Here is a 19,046-nt window from a genome sequence, read left to right on the forward strand (position 1 = left end):
CCGAGATTTAGATATCAAGTGACCTTGAAACGCAAGGTGCTTACTATAATATCCCAATAATTGTTATTTGTCAACCCTGAATGTAATATTTTTTGTTAATGATGTATAATTTAGCGCATGTGGATAGCCAAATACTACTCATCGCTGTCTATGAAAGCCTGCGCCACAATTTCTTTTGGTAAAGGTTTGGTAATTGCGCTTACAATCGGAACAACTATAAACGGAAGTATAATCGCAAGCGCTCCAGCGATAGGCACGAAGTCCTTGCCTTTAATAATAAACAATCCGACCGATATGACCAGCCCCACAATCAATCCTGCAAATGCTCCGGCGCGTGTGGTCTTTTTCCAATACAGTCCATAGAGATAAGGAGCCGCGAACGAACCTGCCAGTGCTCCCCACGAGATCACCATCAAATTGACAATAGTGGCCGGCTTCTTGAGCGCTATAAAGAGTGAAGCGGCCACAAACACTCCGCACAGAACTCTCATCCACGTCATGACTGCCCGTTTCGATGCATTGGGGTTGATAATGCCATTATAGAGGTCCATTGCAATCGCTGAGCTTGATACCAGGACCAATGACGACAATGACGACATCGACGCCGAGAATACCAGGATCAGTATTACCAGGAATATTGATGGGGGGGTATGGTTGGTTATAAACGCCGGTATCAATTGGTCAAGGTGCTTGCTTGCAACAATCTGTGCCATCTCAGTGCCCGGCGTTGCGAACAGGTGGGTCAGCGCGCCGGTATAGTATGCGCCGAACGACATCAGTATCGAGAAGATAGTACATACGATCATCGCGCTTTTGATATAGTCCTTGCTTTTGATCGAGTAGAACTTCTGCACCATCTGAGGCATACCCCATGGCCCGAAGCTGGTCACTATCACCAGCGCCAACAGAGTCACCCATCCCGGAAAACCTGCTTTCATTCCCAGCAGTGCCGGTGAATGTTCAGGTTTCAGGAGTTCGTGTGTTGCGCTTCCGAACCCACCCACCTGCGATGCCAGGAAGTAGACCATTATCACGACTCCGAAGAGTTCGACGATACCTCTGATGAGGTCGGTGATTGTGAGTGCGAAGTATCCGCCCATAATCAGGTAGATTCCGGTGAGCGCCGCCAGGAACCCCAGCGCATATTCATATGGTATATTCAGGACCTTCTCAAAAAGGTAACTCAGCCCTGTGTAGACCGATGCCGAGTACGGCACCAGGAACACGAATATAATAAGGGCAGCGGCGATTTTCATCGGCTTGCATGCAAATCTTGCCGCCAGGAAGTCAGGCATCGTCATGGAGTTGAGCCTTGCAGTCATAGTTCTCGTCTTCGAGGCCAGTATCCACCATGCCAACAGGCTTCCGACTATGGAGTTTCCCAAGACGATCCACATTGTATGGATGCCAAAGCCCCATCCCAGGCTGCCTGCATATCCGATGAAGAGTACTGCGGAGAAATACGTTGTTCCGTAGGCGAACGCCGACATCCAAGGTCCGATTGACCTGCCGCCCAGGAAGAAGTCTCCAACGCTTTTGGTCTTGCGCATCGCCCACAGTCCAACTCCCAGCATAGCGAGCACATAGACAACAACAATAATAATACCAACAGAACCCACTCTCTTGCCTCCTCGCAATTTTCTGCATTTGCTGCAATGCATTGCTTAATATTCACTCAGAATATCATAACTGCAGGGCTTACGCAACATTCTGCTTCCTTGCTCTATGTTTGGGTAAATGGTATAATCCCGGCGTGGCTTCGGCTGATTGATTTTTCGGAGGATTTACGACTATGAGCAGACTGAAAACATATTTCTGGCCTATAGTGATTGCAATAATAGCGCTACTGCTTATATTTGGTGGTGCGCTGGTCGGCATGTATACCGATTGGCTCTGGTTCAAGGACTTGGGCTATGGCGATGTTTTCACCAAGATACTTGGCATAAAAGTCTTGCTTGGTGCCGTGATGGGTCTGCTTTTCTTTACCATTATATACGGCAACCTCTGGTATGCCCGTCGGATTGCTCCGCCTCCGTCACCGATGGGCATCGAGCAGCAGCTTCTTGAGCGACTCGGCAGGCTTGCCCGGCGCGGCATAGGTCTGGTGATATTTCTGGGCAGCATAGTCATATCTATCCTTGTCGGTCTTGAGGCTGCCACACACTGGGAGCAGTGGCTCAAATATATCCACTCTAGCCCGTTTGGTGTCAATGATCCCCGATTCGGCCTGGACATAGGCTTTTATGTCTTCAAGCTGCCTTTCCTTAATTATATATACAACTGGCTCTTTGTCGCTCTTGCTATATCTACAATCGCTGCCATAGCGCTGCATTATGCTGATGAAGCGATAGGGATCGTCGGCGACGGCGTCCAGTTCTCGCCTGGAGTCAAGGCGCACGTTGGGGTATTAATCGCTCTGATGTTTTTCCTAAAGGCCTGGGGCTATCGTCTTGGCATGTATCAACTCGTTTTGGGCAGGGGGAGCCTGTTCGATGGAGCCGGCTACACCGACATCCATGCCAGGATACCGGCGTTTTGGATACTGCTGGTCACCGCGATAATAGGCGGGCTGCTGGTCTTGTATAATATACGCAAGCGCGGCCTTGGATTTGCCGCGGTCGGGTTGGGGCTGGTAATCGGTGTATCCATACTTGTGGGCACAGTATATCCCGAGGTTCTGGAACGGCTTGTCGTCAAGCCGAACCAGCTCGAGAAAGAGATGCCGTATATCAAGCGCGCAATCAAAGCGACACAGGTCGCCTATGGCCTCGATCAGATAGCCGCAAGGCCGTTTGCAGCCGACACATCTCTGACTGCGGCGCAGATCGAGGCGAACGATACCACCATACAAAACGTCCGTCTCTGGGACCAGGACCATCTGCAGAGCGCATACAATCAGATTCAGACCCTTCAGCAGTATTACCACTTCAAGGATGTCGATGTAGACCGCTACTGGCTGACGGACAAGAGCACCGGCCAGAGGAGCTACAGACAGGTATGGCTTTCCGCGCGGGAACTTGATCAGGACACCCTGCCGGTCAACTCTCAGACCTGGATCAATCTGCATCTGCAATATACTCACGGCTATGGCTTTTGTATGAGCCCGGTAAACGAGGTCAGCAACGAGGGTCTGCCGGACTTTTTCGTATATGACATACCGCCCAAGACCACTGTCGATCTTTCTTTGCAAAGGATGGGTGTCTATTTCGGCGAGATGACCCAGGACTACGTCTTTGTCGATACCAGCGCGAAAGAGTTCGATTATCCCACAGGAGCCGGGACAAAAGAGGCTTCCTATCAAGGCAAGGGTGGGGTAGGCATAGGAGGGTTCTGGAGAAAGATTCTCTTTGCCCTGCGCTTCCAAGATTTGAATATTCTGCTCAACGAGAACTTAAAGTCCAAGAGCAGCATACTCTACAATAGAGATGTAAAGGACCGTGTCAGGACGATATATTCGTTCCTGCAGTTCGATCAGGATCCATATCTGGTGACTGTAAACGGCAGACTCTACTGGATGTGGGACGGCTACACAACCACCGACGCCTATCCGTATTCTCAGCATACGCCGTTGGATATGTCGGATTTCAATTACATCAGGAATTCGGTAAAGGTTGTTGTGGATGCATATACGGGCAGAGTCGACGCTTATGTCATCGACAAGCCTCTCGACGACCCGATAATCAAAACCTATCGGGCGATGTTCCCATCCGCATTCAAGCCGATATCGAAGATGCCTGCCGACCTGCGCGATCATATCCGATATCCCGAGGATTTCTTCCGCATCCAGACGGATATCTACGAGCGCTATCATCAGACCGACCCGACAGTTTTCTATAACAACAGCGATTCCTGGGAGGTTGCAAGCCAGGCCGACCTCACCGGCGGCACCGATGGCGAGTCGAGTCCGATGGAGCCATATTATGTAATAATGAAGCTCCCGAACGGCAAGAGTGAGGAGTTCATATTGATGACTCCATTTATTCGCGCGGGCAAGTTCAACATGGTTGCATGGATGTGCGCCAAGTGTGATGCTGCGGATTATGGTCGATTGGTGCTCTATCAGTTCCCGAGGGACAAGAATGTCTACGGCCCACAGCAGGTGGCGGCGCGAGCGCGTCAGGACACGGTAATCTCGCAGCAGATCACTCTCTGGAGCCAACAGGGCTCACAAGTGAGCAGTGGGAATCTGCTTGTAGTGCCCATCGATACTTCGCTGATGTATGTAATGCCTGTGTATCTAGAGTCAACCAGCACCAAGATACCTGAGCTTAAGCGGGTAATAGTGGCCCTTGGCAACAGAGTCTCGATGCAACCGACACTAGCTGAGGCACTATCCGATGTTGTCGGCGAGCAGGTTTCTCAGCCCACTCCCACCGCAAAACCTGTCCCGACAGGTAAGCCTGCAGCGGGCAAGCCATCGCCTGCAGTTTCCGGAGCAGCGGCAAATGAAGAAGTAAAGCGTCTGATAGACCAGGCCGTCACGCAATATAAAGCTGCCCAGGAAGCCCAAAAGCGCGGTGACTGGAGTGAGTATGGTGTCCAGGTCAAGGCTCTGGAGAAGACTCTCAGCGAGCTAAAGGCTAAATCGAAATAATAGTTGTGAGTCTATGAGTTTTGGGTTGTGAGTTGAGACATGCCTGTTCCCTCTCCTGGGGGAGAGGGCTAGGGTGAGGGCGCCCATGATTTAGTATTGAGTATATTGTATTGATTATTTGCCTATGTGCACGGTAATGCTGGCCTAATTCCCTGGGTGTCCAACTATGTCATTCCCGACCTGATCGGGAATCCAGAAAGTTGCACTGCAATATAGCTTAGGCGTCTGGATTTCCGCTTTCGCGGAAATGACAAGACATAGCACATTGGTTGCTGATCGTCCGAGGTATTCTTGCCTCGGACGTACTTTTGGGCAGCTTTCCTGTCCTGTAATTCTCCTGCTCGTTCACGATTCCAACGTATCTCTCTGCACTTCCAACCATGGTCTCTGCAGCAATTTTTCACAATCCACACTCATTTTCCAAGCTCGAATCCGTCATGCGAACAGATGTTCGTCACAAACTCGGTGCGCCTAGTGCACGCTCAAACCGCTAGTTAACGAAAAAATGTCCAGAAATTTTCTTACAAGGTCTTGACAAACACCATGTCTGCTGGTAAACTCTCTACTATCTGATCGGTTGGTGACTTCATGGAATATTGATGGGGTAAACAACCAGTATAATGGCGATATCTGATTGTTGATTGGGGTTTTGGTGGAGACAAGTCAGAGTCGCGCTGGAGACTACGCATGTTCGGTGGGTCATATACACACTCTCTGGACTCGGCGGGCAGGTTTGTAATGCCCAAAAAGTTTCGTTATGAACTCGGTGAAGAGTTCATCATAACGAAGGGTTTGGGCTGCCTGTGCGTGTTTCCGGTTGAGTGGAAAACCCAGCTCGAGGAGCAGCTCAACAGCTTCGGCGGGCCGCTCGAATTGCTTTTGAACCCGCATGTCACGCGGCTCCATCGTCATTTCTTTGGCGAGATGGTCACCACGGGTGCAGACAGTCAGTTCAGGGTCCAGCTCACACCCGAGCATCGCCGATATGCCGGCATCACCGATGATGTGGTTGTGTATGGGCGCGGGAAATGCGTAGAGCTTTGGTCTCCGCAGGAACTAGAGAAATATCAAAACGAAAACGACAGCGTAGCTGAATTAATATCCTCCGGCGCGGCGCTTTTGGGAGCGTTCGGCGATACCGGAGCGGGGGCGCAGGATGCCGGAGTATCACAAACCGGTCCTGGTTAACGAGATCATAACGCTGCTCGACCCACGGGAGGGCGGCGTTTTTCTTGATGCGACTCTGGGTGGGGGCGGCCACTCGGCGGCGATCCTTGAGAAAATCGGCAGGACAGGCATTTTAGTAGGGATCGACCGCGATCCGGAAGCGCTTGAATATTCCGGTGAACGCCTCACAAGCTATGGCGAAAGCGTCAAGCTGGTGCGCGGCAATTTCCGCGATATCAGCTCCATTCTCGAGTCATTGGGCATTCGAGAGCTGGACGGCGCACTTTTCGACCTTGGGGTCTCCTCGCATCAGCTTGATGCTCAGAGGGGCTTCAGCTTTTCCAGAGATGAGCAGTTGGACATGCGCATGTCGCGCCTGGAGGACACTCCGACCGCTGCGGACATTGTCAACTCATACAGTGAGATCAATCTAGCCGATCTTATATGGCGATATGGTGAGGAACGGTATTCAAGACGAATAGCCAGGGCGATAGTTGCCCGGCGTCAGAAGGAGCCGATCACACGGACAGCCGAGCTTGCGGAGATTGTAGCGGCGGCCATACCGGCCAAAAACAGGTGGCAGCAGGACATACATCCGGCGACTCGCACTTTTCAGGCTATCAGAATAGTCGTGAACCATGAGTTGGAAGCGGTGGAGCAGGGCGTTCCCGCCGCAATAGAGGCTTTGAAAATCTGTGGGCGCGTGGGCGTGATATCGTTCCACAGCCTGGAAGACAGGATTGTAAAGGACACATTTCGGCGCTATTCGGGGCACTGCACTTGCCCGCCGAGGCTTCCGGGATGTGTATGCGGAGCCAGGGAGATTATCAAAGTAATAACAAGGAAGCCGATAACTCCCGGCGCCGACGAAGTAAAGGAGAATCCACGCAGCCGCAGCGCGAGACTGCGGGTGGGAGAGCGGATTGCGGTATGAAGCAAGAGGTTATCCGACCTCTTACTTCTTACCTCTAATTTCTAGAACGAGGGACTGGGATGGCAGTTGCGCCTAGACAAAAAGTAAATACCGGAAGCGTTGTTCGCCGCAGCCCGAGGACGATGCGTGCTCGAACCAGGCGGCTTCGTTATGCGCGTTTCAAGCGGGTAATGAAGATTCTTATGCCTGTGGTTTGTGTTGCCATGCTCTTTGGATGGGTTGCTATTTATGCCAACGTGACCGTCACCGGCTACAATCGTAGCAAGCTCACTGCGCAGCTTCGTGCGGAAAGACTTCAGAACGAAAGGCTCAAGGTGGAGTGCTCTCGTTTGTCGAGTCCGCATATTGTCACAGTTGCTGCTGAAAAAGCCGGTATGGTCTATGCGACCCAGTATGATTACATTCACCAGCCGCAGACTGTGGCCAGTGCCGATGCATCCGGTGACTAACCGGTTGGCACTATGTTTGGGCGCGATCTGATCGCATCCGTAAAGAAATATGGCGATTTCAGATCGCCTGATGCAAACTGACATATGAGAGCGTGAGAACTGATGGCTCCGAAGCATCGAGGGCTTGTAAGAAAACGAACCACCTGGCTGTTCCTCGTGTTTTCGCTGCTATATGTAGCGATAGCGGGGAGGCTGTTTTTTCTGCAGGTCATGCGTCAGGATCACTTTATGGCTAAGGCCGAAGCCATACGCTTTCGAGAGATATCAATTCCTGCGTCAAGAGGATCGATTTGTGACCGCAACGGCAATCCTCTAGCGGTCAATATCGAGACAGCCTCTGTCTATGCAAATCTCAGAGAGATGTCTGATCCATCAAAGACGGCGGTTCAAGTAGCGGCGCTGCTAGACACAGATCCGTGCAGCATCGAAGCCAAGCTCGACGGATCACACAGATTTGTCTGGCTTGGCCGTCAGATCGACGCCAGGATAGGCGATGCAGTCTGGAAGAACCGCACGAAACTGCCGGGCATAGGTGTCCAGCGTGATGTGAAGCGTGTATATCCGAACGGCCCTCTGGCGGCGCAGATAATAGGCTTCACGAACATTGACAACACTGGTGTCGAGGGCATCGAACACCTCAATAACAGTATATTAAGGGGGATGGACGGTAAGTATCGTGCGGAACTCGATGGTGAGCGCAGGGTGATCCCCGAGACCCGCCATATCGAGCGTCAGCCCGAAGACGGAAAGAATGTATACCTTACCATAGATATGACGATACAGCACATAGCCGAGCAGGCACTTGCGAACATGGCGGAAAAATATCATCCGCAGAGTGCCTGTGCGATAGTAATGGATCCGTCTACAGGCGAGGTTCTGGCGCTTGCCAACTATCCGACGTATGATCCGAACCATGCTCGCAAGTCCGGCCCTTCGCTGTGGCGCAATCGAGCGGTTGCCGATCTATACGAGCCTGGCAGCACTCTCAAGACCGTCACAGCTTCTGCCGCGATAAACGAGGGTCTCAATCCGAACACTGTCATAGCGCACTGCACCGGCTGTGACAAAATGGCCGGCGGACGGATCAGATGCGTGCTTCACAGACCATATTTAAACGGTCATGGCGGAGTGAGCATGTTCAGGATGATCGAGCAGTCGTGCAACATTGCTGCGGCGCATCTAGCATTGAGATTGGGGTCAGAGAAGCTTTATAAATATGAAAAGGCTTTCGGGCTTCTGAACAGGACCAAAGCAGGGTTCGGCTGTGAGGCAGTGGGTTACATCAATCCTCCAGATGAATGGCGGCCTATCAGACTTGCAAATATCGGTTTTGGCCAGGGTTTGGCAGTCACTCCGCTCCAGATGGCGAGTGTATATGGGACAATTGCAAACGGCGGCGTGCGAGTTGAGCCGAGAATAGTCCGCGAGATTCGCAATCAGGACGGCTCGATATACAAGTCGTTCAAGTCGGGCAATAAGACCCGAGTAATATCCAAAGATGCAGCGCTTATGGTCACCAAGCTGCTCAGAAGCTGTGTAGAAAACGGCACTGGCAAGACTGCGCGTATTGCCGGGCGAACGGTGGCGGGCAAGACCGGCAGCGCACAGGTCGCCAGAGCGGATGGGCGAGGATATGAGCCAGGGTCGTTTATTGCATCGTTTATGGGTTTTGCACCGGCGACACATCCGAGACTGGTGATCGCAGTTGTCGCAAAATCGCCTAAGGGTTCACATTGGGGCGCGACAGTAGCCAGTCCGGTCTTTCAGGAGATAGGTGAGAAATCGCTTTGGTATTTGAAGGTCCCATCCGATGCTCCTGGCGGCGGCGAGACTAAGCCAAAGCGCTATGACGATCCTAAGCGCGTAGCATCCGTGCGCACTCATTTGTCATTTGTTTCAGCTTTCTAACTTTTTGACTTATCAGTTTGGGACAGCGGAATCCAGGGAGCGGAAGGGATCTTGGGCGAGCCCAACTCTTCCTCCGCGGTCCCATAAAGTGGTGGTGTTGGCAATATTTGACGGTGTTTCGGGAATTTACTCCCGAAACCAAGATTTAGACTCCTCGTGTCTGGGCGATTTGCGAGGAGCAGGCGGCTGGTCAAGCCGAATCTGACCATTCGCTCGTGAGGGGTTGTGTAAGGCCGGACAAGATGAATACGATTCTTGTGGGACCTCACAACCCCATTTTTTATTTAGTAATTTATATTTGGGATTTTATATTTTACTTGAGAGGTGCTGAATATTGGACAGGTTACAAACACCGACAATCCGTGATGTAATAAGCGTACGCATGCCGCGGCAGACGCGGCTGTCTCCTGATGGCCGTTTGCTGGCCTACACGGAAGTGTTTGCTGACTGGGAGCACAATATCTATAAGCATAAGATACTCATCACCGATTTGCATCAAATGAAAGAGATATTGACTATAGATGAGGATGCCTTTGCTTCCGGAGTCAAGTGGGCACATGATTCCATGTCTATTGGATACATAGTTACCCGGCAAGAGGAGATGGTGCTTCGCAAGCTAGATTGCACAGACGGTTCCGTTGTGAATATTGCAAGCAGTACAAACGGGTTTACCGATTTTGCATGGCATCCCTATTCTTCAAAAATAGCAATTGCCGAGAATGCGGCGGTGCCGGAAAATTTTGACAACGAACTTTTTTGTGTTCAAGGAGAATTTCCGCCTGGCGCTGGTCTGTTGCTCATTGACGAGAATGGCAAAATACGGCGCTTCGAGGGATGGGATAGAGTCTATGGTATATCGAGCCTGAGTTGGTCACCATCGGGTGAAAATCTTATATTTACTGCTATCCCTGAGCCTGACATTCGGGTACAAAGCCAGCACTTGTTGATGTTCGATGTGCGGACAGGCAGGCTCATGCCACTGATCGAAGGCAAACGTGCTATCTTCTATCCTGTGTGGAATGATGATGGGACTCAAATTGCATTTTCTGAGAGAAAGCAGTGCTGGGATGACATCCGGGGGGCAGCCATAAAGACAATAAGGCTCTCCGATCTTTCCGAGAGAGTCATTTTTGCCAATGTCGAACACCACTGCCTAGTCCAACACTGGAACAGTGATCGTATGCTTGTTTCCGGACAACTGAAGGATAAGTCACTTGATGTCTATGCAGTATCAATGGATTCAGGCGAGTACGTTAGAGCAACCATCGGTGATATGCCCCTAAGAACATCTGTATCGACCTCGAAATCGGGCAGCACCATTGCATACATCGCGCAGGAAAAAGATAGATTTCATGAGGTGACAGTTGAATCCGAAGCTGCGCAGGCTCCGATCCGAATCACTAACTACCACTCCCAGGTGCAAAGCTGGCCAAAACTGATCCAACAGACCGTAATCTGGAAGACGCCGGACGGCCACAATGCCGAAGGCATGCTGATCGATGCCAGGGGTAATGCCGAAACCGATCAACATCCTCTGATAGTTCTTATTCACGGTGGCCCTTCATCTTCCACAAACGCTCACGACCACTTTTTTCACTGGTATTTCGAGTTCCTGACTGCCAATCCGATCCGGCAATGGAACGAACAGGGAATTTCTGTCTTTATGCCTGATTACCGCGGTAGTTCTGGCTATGGATATGAGTTCAGGGCAGCGATAGCCGGCAAGCTGGGGGAGTATGAATCGGGTGACATCCTCAGTGGCGTAGACTACTTGCTTGCTGAGTATGACTTTGATCCCAGTAGAGTAGGTGTAGCAGGCATGAGCTACGGTGGTTATCTAACCATGCTTCTTGCGGCAAAGTATCCTTCGCGCTTTGCGGCGGCATCGGCGTTCTGCGGCTTTTCAGACCTACGACTGATGCTTTATTCATCTGCTGGAAACCAAGATGCTTATTTCAATGAAAATGACTGGAATCCTAATATTCCGTTGAACTCGCAGTCACCGCTCTCTTACATCAACAGTGATTGTCCACCAACACTGCTGCAGACGGGCGATGTTGACAAGCAAGTTATTCCCGCTCACTCTCAGGCGTTCTACAGGTTGCTCAAGAAACGTGAGGGCAAGGTGAAGTTGGTTACTTACAAGAACTGTGGCCACACAATCAATCACCCTAGGCAGCTCGCTACTGCTCAAGAACACAACCTAGAATGGTTCAGCAAATGGCTTCTATAGATGATGGTATTGAATCCAAATCTAAAATCCAAATACTCAATCCAAAATACTCAATACTAAATCGTGTCGGGGGCGTTATAATATAAGGTATGAGATTTTCAGAGCTTACAAAATCAATAACAGGCTGCAAAGTGATCAACGCAAATGATGTCGACGTGACAGGCATCGCGTATGACAGCCGCAAAGTAAAGCCCGGATATATATTCGTCGCTATGCAGGGCGGCTCGTTCGACGGTCACCAGTTCATCATGAGCGCGCTGGACTCCGGTGCCGTTGCTATAGTTGCCGAGCGCGAGGTTCCAGAGGTCGTGGATCGAGGCGTGCCGTGTGTGCTTGCCGATAATGGCAGGGTCGCAATGGGCGAAATTGCCGCTCCGTTTTATGGTTATCCTTCCAGAAAGATCAAGCTGATAGGAGTCACTGGTACAAGCGGCAAGACCACAGTCACCCACTTAATCCAGTCTATTTTCCAGACTGCAGGCATGAAATCCGGTCTGATCGGCACACTCGGCGCCAAGATCGACAGTGAGTTCATCGAGACCGAACACACGACTCCAGAGAGTCTCGATGTCCAACGGATACTTGCGCAAATGGTGGGTATGGGCGCTCAGGTGGTGGCGATGGAGGTCAGTTCACATGGCCTGTATGAAGGCCGCACTATAGGCTGCGAGTTCGACTGCGGTGTCTTCACAAACATTGCCCGTGACCATCTCGATTTTCATATTACTGAAGAAGCCTATCTTGATGCCAAGATCATTCTCTTCCGTGACTTACCGAAGACTTCGAGCAAGAGCTTTCATGCCGTAATCAATCTGGACGATTTCCAGGCTGATAAAGTGATAGCAGCATCCGAAGGCAGTGTGATCACATTCGGGATGGATCCCAAGTCGGATGTAGTTGCCGGCGAAGCGAAGGTCACCGAAAAGTCCGTTTCGTTTAATATGACCAGTAAAGGCAAGTCTGTCCCGATCAGAATGTCTATCGGCGGGGCATTCAATGTATATAATGCGCTTTCTGCCGCATCTGTCGGAGTTGCATTGGGTCTTGATTTGGATACAATCAGTAAGGGTTTGGCTAAGGCGGCAAGCGTACCCGGAAGGTTTGAGTCAATTGAATGCGGGCAGGATTTTGGAGTGATCGTGGACTATGCCCATACGCCGGATGAAATCGAAAACGTCCTTCAGACCGCAAGGACCCTTACAAGTAAGCGCCTCATCGCAGTATTCGGCTGCGGCGGCAACAGGGACAAGGGCAAGCGTCCGATCATGGGCAAGCTTGGTGTGGATTTGGCGGATCTGGTCGTAATCACGTCAGACAATCCCCGCAAAGAGGACCCGGACGCGATAATACGAGATATTCTGGCCGGCATTCCCGAGGACAAGAAGTCAAATGTCACAGTGGAGGCGGACCGTGCCCAGGCAATTTTAGAGGCTGTCAATATGGCCGAGAAGGGCGACCTGGTAGTGGTTGCCGGTAAGGGTCACGAGGACTATCAAATATTCGCCGACCGCACGATCCATTTTGACGACAGGGAACAAGCATCCCATGCCCTTGAGTTACGAGCTAAGAGTTGTGGGTTATAAGTTATGGGCTTTGTCCGGGCGCGATATCCGATCGTGGTTTATCTCTTTCGTGTTTTCGTGATTAAAATGCAGGCAGGCAAATATGCAGACAATAAAAGCTGAAGAAGTTGTGCAGGCGGTGAATGGCGAACTGCTTTCGGGCGATCCGAATACCAAGATCACCGGAGTCAGCACCGACACCCGCACCATCAAACCCGGCGATCTATTTTTTGCCCTCACGGGTGAAAGCTCCGAGGGGCACAAGTTCCTCGCGGATGCTCTGAGTAAGGGCGCATCGGGAGTTGTCGTCTCGCGCAAAGTCGAGGCGCGGTGCCTGGCTATCCGGGTGGATGATACACTGACTGCTCTCGGCGATCTGGCTGCGTATTATCGCGCAAAGTTTTCTCCGACCATGATCGGCGTCACAGGCAGCGTTGGAAAGACAACTACAAAAGAGATGATAGCCGCGGTAATGGCAGCCAACGGCACTGTCCTCAAGAGCGCAGGCAATTTTAATAACGAGATCGGCCTGCCACTCACACTTTTCGAGCTTTCGCCCAAGCACAGAACTGCCGTGGTCGAGATGGCCATGCGCGGCGCGGGTCAAATCACATATCTTGCCAGGATTGCGAAACCGTCAATCGGTGTGATTACCAATATACATATGTCTCACATTGAGCTTTTAGGCAGCATGGATGCCATCGCCAATGCAAAGGGCGAGATACTGGATTATTTGCCGACCGACGGCGCAGCGATCCTCAACGCGGACGATGACTATTATGAATATCTGGCAAAACGCGCCAAGTGCAGGGTCATATCGTTCGGTGAGAACCCCAAGGCCGATATAAGCGCCGCCTCAGCAGGTCTCGATTCCAAAGGCTGCTGTGCATTCGAGGTGCGCACTCCCAGCGGTTCATTTGATGTGCGGATTCCGGTTCCGGGTGAACACAACATCAAGGACGCGCTTGCTGCGATAGCGGTCGGCGAGGTAATGCAGATTCCGCACGATTATATGCAAAATGCGCTTGGAAGCTATAAGGCTCCCGAAAAGAGATCGAACGTGATCCCGACTCGCCGCGGCGTGGTAGTGATAGACGATACATATAATGCCAGTCCTGCATCTGTAAACAGCGCTTTGAAGACCCTTGCGATGATGGAGGGCGGACGAAAGATAGCTGTGCTCGGCGATATGCTCGAACTCGGCGACCATGCCATTGATGCTCACATGGAGATCGGAAGAGCGGTGAAAGAGACTGGTGTGGACATGCTCGTGGTTGTCGGTCAGCTTGCAAAACTCATCGCGAGAGGTGCGATAGACACCGGTATGCCGGTAAGTGCTGTCAGCGAGTTCGATGAGAGTTCGCTTGCCGCGCGCGAGCTTCCATCCAAGGTCAAGGACGGCGACGTGGTGCTTGTCAAAGGTTCGCGTGCAATGAGGATGGAACGGGTTGTGGAGGGTCTGACAGGTGCCTGAGTTGTATGCTTTCCCATTGGCGTTTGCAGTATCCATTGTCATCGGGCCATTTATTATAAAAATACTGGCACGCGTAAAGATGGGTCAGAAGATCAGCGAAGACGGTCCTCAGTCTCATCAGGCTAAAGCGGGCACACCCACCATGGGCGGTCTGATAATATTGCTTGGTGTGCTGGTCGGACTTGTTCCATATCTGTCCACAACTCGAAAGGATAACCCTGACCTGACAGTAGTGCTCGCTTTGATGTTCGCATATTGCTTTTTGGGCTTTGTCGACGACTACCTCACAGTTCGTCCGATAAAGGGTGTGCGCGGAATTTCAAGCAAGCCCAAAGCGGCTCTGCAGATACTCTTTGCAGCCGGGTTTGTGTATTGGATGTCTGTAACTGGCCATGACATGACTCTTTCGGCGTTTGGCTACACAATTCTCTCCGGCATCTGGTATCAGGTATTTGCAGTCATCTTTATTGCGGGCATGGCGAATTTCGTGAATATCACTGATGGCTTGGACGGCTTGGTCAGCGGTCTTGCCGTGGCGGCATGTTTCCCTATGGTGGCTTTCCTTGCGGGGTGGGATGGCTTTACTGCCATTTTACTCGGGTTGATGGGAGCCTGCATCGGCTTTCTATGGTATAACGCAAACCCGGCCAAGGTTTTTATGGGAGACACCGGTTCTCTCGCCATCGGTTCAGTATTGCCAGCTATAGCCATTATAACTCACTTCGAGATGGTGCTGATTATTGCTGGTCTGGTCTTTATATTGGACGGTTTGTCCTCAGCACTGCAGTGGGCTGTTTTCAAATTTACGCGGATTACGACAGGCACGGGCAAGCGTGTATTTCTGAAAAGCCCTGTGCATCACCACTTTGAGATGGCTGGTTGGCCTGAGCAGAAAATAGTTATACGGTTCTGGATAGTCGGCATAATGTGCGCATCCATGGCCATTCTATATACTATAAGCTACAGACCTATGCAATGATTATGAGAGCTGATATTTTGGACTACAAAGGTAAATCGATAGCAATAATAGGTATGGCGCGGACGGGCTTGGCTGCCGCCGAAGCAATGCGGCAGTTGGGCGCGCGTGTCGTGATATATGATAAAAAGGACCCGTCCGAGCTTTCGGACGCGATTGGTTTTGCGTCAAAGATAGGTGCTGAGGTGAGGGCAGGAACCGATAATGTCGATCTCGACGGCATCGACCTGCTTATCCCAAGTCCAGGCGTGCCGAAGAGCATGCAGGTTTTTGCCGAGGCCGAAAGGCGCGGCGTAGAGGTCATAGCAGAGATAGAGCTGGCATACAGGCTTTCAAAGGCTCCGATTATTGCAATTACCGGCACAAACGGCAAGACGACAACCACAGTCCTCACCGGCAAAATCATGATGGCCGACGGTCGGGATACATACATTGCGGGCAACGTAGTTGCGGGAGATATCAGGCTACCACTGGTCACAGCAGCCTACCAGGCGAGCGCAGAGAGCGTAATTGCGGCAGAGATCAGCACGTTTCAACTGGAGTGGATAAGTTCGTTCAAGCCAAAGGTAGCAATGCTGCTCAATGTGTCTGCGGACCATCTTGACCGCCATTCAAGTGTGGAGGAATACGCATCTCTAAAGGCGCGAATATTCGAGAACCAGTCGGAAAGTGACTATGCGGTCATAAATGCGGAGAATGAGTTTACTGCATCACTTTCGCCGAACCTCAAAGGTCATGTGCTCAGGTTCGCCCGCAAATCGGAGGTGGCTGAGGGTGGTTTTGTGCGCGGTGACGACCTTATTGTAAAACTAGGCGGCATGGAGCATTTTGTCTGCAAACGTTCGGATATACCGCTTCACGGCGAGCACAATGTTGAGAACGTCCTTGCGGCGTCATGCGCAGCGATTGCTATGGGTGTAAAGCCTGACAGTATTCTTAAGGCAATTAGGGAATTCAAACCTGTCGAGCACCGTCTAGAGCCCGTCGCGGTGATAGACGGCGTGGAGTATATCAACAACTCGATGTGCACGAATGTAGACGCGGCAGTCCGTTCTGTCGAGGCTATAGACGAGCCTCAGATAGTTATCGCCGGAGGCAAAGACAAAGGTTTCGATTATACTCCACTGGCTGAAGCGTTTAAACGCAAGGCGAAGCACATAGTATTGATAGGTGCTGATGCGGGTCTGATTGAGTCTGCTGCCAATAAAGTGGGTTACACTGCGGTCTCACGAGCGGAATCCATGCAGGACGCTGTAGATAAAGCGCAAGCTCTGGCCGAGCCGGGGGATGTTGTCGTGCTGACTCCTGCGTGTGCCAGTTTCGATATGTTCGACTCATTCGAGCATCGAGGTCAGGTGTTCAAAGAGCTAGTCGAGTCAAAAAGTCAAAAAGTCAAAAAGTCAAAAAGTTAGAAAGTTAGAAAGTTAGAAAGTTTTGATATGCCTCCAGGTATCTTACCTGGAGGCCTGAGCACAGGGATAATTATTCCCAAGCTGATCTGTGGAGAAGGGAGAAGCAGGATGCGAAAGGAAGCTAGGCTTGCAGTGCCGGATATAGGCGTGTTGGCGGCGGTGATTGTGTTGCTTATCGCCGGAATGCTGCTTGTTTTCGACGCCAGTTACGGCAAGATGGGCGATGCCAAGTGGGCAAACTACGACATCTGGTACATGCTCAAGCGCCAATTCATGTTTGCCGCAATAGGTATTGCTCTGATGTGTCTGGTCATGCAGGTGAGGTTTCAAAGCCTCATCAAATGGACGGCGCCGCTTCTTTTGGTTTCCATCGCGCTGCTGATAGCGGTGCTGATTCCTGGGGTCGGGCACAAGGTCAACGGTGCATACCGTTGGATACCCATTGGTCCATTCAATCTGCAGCCCTCTGAGATTGCAAAAGTGGCGCTAGTGATGTATCTCGGCGGCATATTTGCCAGGCGAAAGCTGCTCGTCAGGCGAATAAACGGCGATTGGACAGCACCAGTATTTGTTGTTGCGACAATAACCGGGCTGATTTTTATCGAGCCTGATTTGGGCACAGCGATCACAATCGTTTTCGCATGTTTTATAATGTTATATGCATCTGGTGCAAAGAAGCGCCATCTGTTTGGTATAGCTGCTGGCGGCTGTGGACTTGCGGGTCTGGCGGTGCTGTTTGAGCCGTACAGACTACAAAGGATATGGGTCTGGCTCAATCCTTGGAGAGACCCATACGGCGACGGCTATCAGGTGATTCATTCGCTGCTTGCATTGGGCACTGGCGGCCTGACGGGTGTCGGGCTGTGTGAAGGACGCGAAAAGCTTTATATACCTGCGGCTTCGACAGACTTCATCATGGCCACCCTTGGCGAGGAGGCCGGTCTGATCGGATGCGTGCTGCTGCTGGGTGCATTTTTGTTTTTGACCTATCGCGGCTTGGACGTAGCGCGCAGGTCCAAGAGCACATACGGCAATCTGCTGGCCGTGGGAATCAGCTCTATAATCGGGATGCAGGCGCTCATCAACGTTGCTGTTGTGAGCGCGTCGATCCCGGCGACGGGTGTGCCGATGCCGTTTATCAGCTATGGCGGTTCATCACTTATATCAATGCTGATTGCTGCCGGGCTGCTGCTGTCTGTTTCACGGCAGGTAAACGTAGAACTGGAAGAACGAGAACTGTATGAAAATAGTATTGACGGGCGGGGGCACGGGCGGTCACATATATCCCGCAATAAGCGTGGGTCAAGCTCTTCGCGATCTCGATCCGGCAGTAGAGCTGCTGTTCGTCGGTAGCTCGCATGGTCCTGAGGGGTCTATTGCCGGGCAGTCAGGAATACCGTTTATGGCTGTGCCGAGCGCGCCTCTGACCAGGTCTATCTCGCTCAAAAACATGGCTTCGTTCGGTAAATTGCTTGCCGGTGTAATCAGGGCAAGACGAATACTCAAAGACTTTGGGCCGGACGTTGTGATCGGTACTGGCGGATATACGACTGCTGCGGTGCTTCTGGCGGCGAAGTCTATTGGCTGCAAGTTCATAATCCATGAGCAGAACGCGGTTCCAGGGCGAACAAACGTCTGGCTATCCCGTCTGGCAAGCAAAGTATGCGTAACATTTGATGGTTCTGCTGCGTATTTACCTAAGGATAAGGTCGTCATGACCGGCATGCCGATCAGAAGTGAATTCGCATCGCTCAAGGACAAACAGACTGCCCGTCGTGAACTCGGTCTGAAAGAGAATTTGTATACGATTCTTGTTGTCGGCGGGAGTCAGGGAGCCAAAAAGCTCAATGAGCTTGTGATGGACATGTGGCCAGCAATCGATAACGGCAATACACAGATCATTCACCAGGTCGGCAGGCGTAATTACGACCAGTGTGCGTCTGCAGGTTCGGACTTATATAAGATAGAGGCCTATCTTGATATGCCCACGGCATTAGCCGCATCCGATCTCGTAATATCGCGCAGCGGCGCATCGACGATTGCAGAGATAACTGCCGCTGCTCTGCCGTCCATTCTGGTGCCTTATCCATATGCATTTGCCGATCACCAGAAGCGCAATGCCCAGTGCATCGCCTCGAGTGGCGCTGCAATTATGTGCGAAGAGGGGTCGATTACAAAAGACGGACTGGCGAGTATAGTGTCCGATCTGAGGTCATCACCTGACAAGTTGAAAAAGATGGCCGATGCCAGCGCATCATTGGCGAAGATAGACGCGGCAAAAAGCGTAGCGCAGACAGCAATCGAAATCGCCGACTAAAATGAACTCGTAACTCAATA

Annotated in this window: 13 protein-coding genes; 12 read left to right on the top strand and 1 reads right to left on the bottom strand. The window is 51.4% G+C overall.

Translation table 11 applies throughout. The annotated features are described in order from the left end of the window. Positions 1–134: 134 nt before the first annotated feature. Positions 135–1,619 (bottom strand): sodium/solute symporter, encoded by a 1,485-nt coding sequence (locus LLG46_12605; protein ID MCE5324138.1) that lies wholly within the window; start codon positions 1,617–1,619, stop codon positions 135–137. 173 nt (positions 1,620–1,792) lie between these two features. On the opposite strand from LLG46_12605, the gene LLG46_12610 reads away from it, so the two are divergent. The 12 genes from LLG46_12610 to murG all read left to right on the top strand — a co-directional run bounded on the left by LLG46_12610 (position 1,793) and on the right by murG (position 19,026). Continuing rightward, positions 1,793–4,594 carry a UPF0182 family protein gene (locus LLG46_12610; protein ID MCE5324139.1) on the top strand — a complete coding sequence of 934 codons (2,802 nt, stop codon included), beginning with the start codon at positions 1,793–1,795 and terminating at the stop codon, positions 4,592–4,594. Between the two features lie 687 nt (positions 4,595–5,281). Then, on the top strand, positions 5,282–5,782 hold the full coding sequence (locus LLG46_12615; protein ID MCE5324140.1) for a division/cell wall cluster transcriptional repressor MraZ: 501 nt from the start codon (positions 5,282–5,284) through the stop codon (positions 5,780–5,782). Next, positions 5,751–6,695, top strand: a complete 945-nt coding sequence (rsmH, locus tag LLG46_12620) for a 16S rRNA (cytosine(1402)-N(4))-methyltransferase RsmH (GenBank protein MCE5324141.1) — start codon at positions 5,751–5,753, stop codon at positions 6,693–6,695. Before LLG46_12615 ends, rsmH begins: the two co-directional genes overlap by 32 nt. 59 nt (positions 6,696–6,754) lie before the next feature. Next, positions 6,755–7,144 (top strand): hypothetical protein, encoded by a 390-nt coding sequence (locus tag LLG46_12625; GenBank protein ID MCE5324142.1) that lies wholly within the window; start codon positions 6,755–6,757, stop codon positions 7,142–7,144. 102 nt (positions 7,145–7,246) lie between these two features. Beyond that, on the top strand, positions 7,247–9,052 hold the full coding sequence (locus LLG46_12630; protein MCE5324143.1) for a penicillin-binding protein 2: 1,806 nt from the start codon (positions 7,247–7,249) through the stop codon (positions 9,050–9,052). Between the two features lie 334 nt (positions 9,053–9,386). Then, positions 9,387–11,285 (top strand): alpha/beta fold hydrolase, encoded by a 1,899-nt coding sequence (locus tag LLG46_12635; protein MCE5324144.1) that lies wholly within the window; start codon positions 9,387–9,389, stop codon positions 11,283–11,285. A gap of 89 nt (positions 11,286–11,374) precedes the next feature. Next, positions 11,375–12,868 (top strand): UDP-N-acetylmuramoyl-L-alanyl-D-glutamate--2,6-diaminopimelate ligase, encoded by a 1,494-nt coding sequence (locus LLG46_12640; GenBank protein ID MCE5324145.1) that lies wholly within the window; start codon positions 11,375–11,377, stop codon positions 12,866–12,868. 82 nt (positions 12,869–12,950) lie between these two features. Beyond that, entirely contained in the window at positions 12,951–14,321 is a 1,371-nt protein-coding gene (locus LLG46_12645; protein ID MCE5324146.1) for a UDP-N-acetylmuramoyl-tripeptide--D-alanyl-D-alanine ligase, read from the top strand. Continuing rightward, positions 14,314–15,300, top strand: a complete 987-nt coding sequence (gene mraY, locus LLG46_12650) for a phospho-N-acetylmuramoyl-pentapeptide-transferase (protein MCE5324147.1) — start codon at positions 14,314–14,316, stop codon at positions 15,298–15,300. The genes LLG46_12645 and mraY overlap by 8 nt, the downstream gene beginning before the upstream one ends. Positions 15,301–15,317: 17 nt before the next feature. Next, a complete protein-coding gene (gene murD, locus LLG46_12655) occupies positions 15,318–16,709 on the top strand; it encodes a UDP-N-acetylmuramoyl-L-alanine--D-glutamate ligase (protein ID MCE5324148.1) in 1,392 nt (463 codons plus the stop codon). A gap of 108 nt (positions 16,710–16,817) precedes the next feature. Further along, complete coding sequence (gene ftsW / locus LLG46_12660) at positions 16,818–18,062, top strand: putative lipid II flippase FtsW (protein ID MCE5324149.1); 1,245 nt, start codon at positions 16,818–16,820, stop codon at positions 18,060–18,062. Further along, positions 17,950–19,026: an undecaprenyldiphospho-muramoylpentapeptide beta-N-acetylglucosaminyltransferase gene (murG, locus tag LLG46_12665; GenBank protein ID MCE5324150.1), complete on the top strand. Its 1,077-nt coding sequence runs from the start codon at positions 17,950–17,952 to the stop codon at positions 19,024–19,026. Before ftsW ends, murG begins: the two co-directional genes overlap by 113 nt. Positions 19,027–19,046 lie beyond the last annotated feature (20 nt).

It is taken from the genome of bacterium, from assembly GCA_021371935.1.
In the GTDB taxonomy this organism is placed as follows: domain Bacteria; phylum Armatimonadota; class UBA5829; order UBA5829; family UBA5829; genus UBA5829.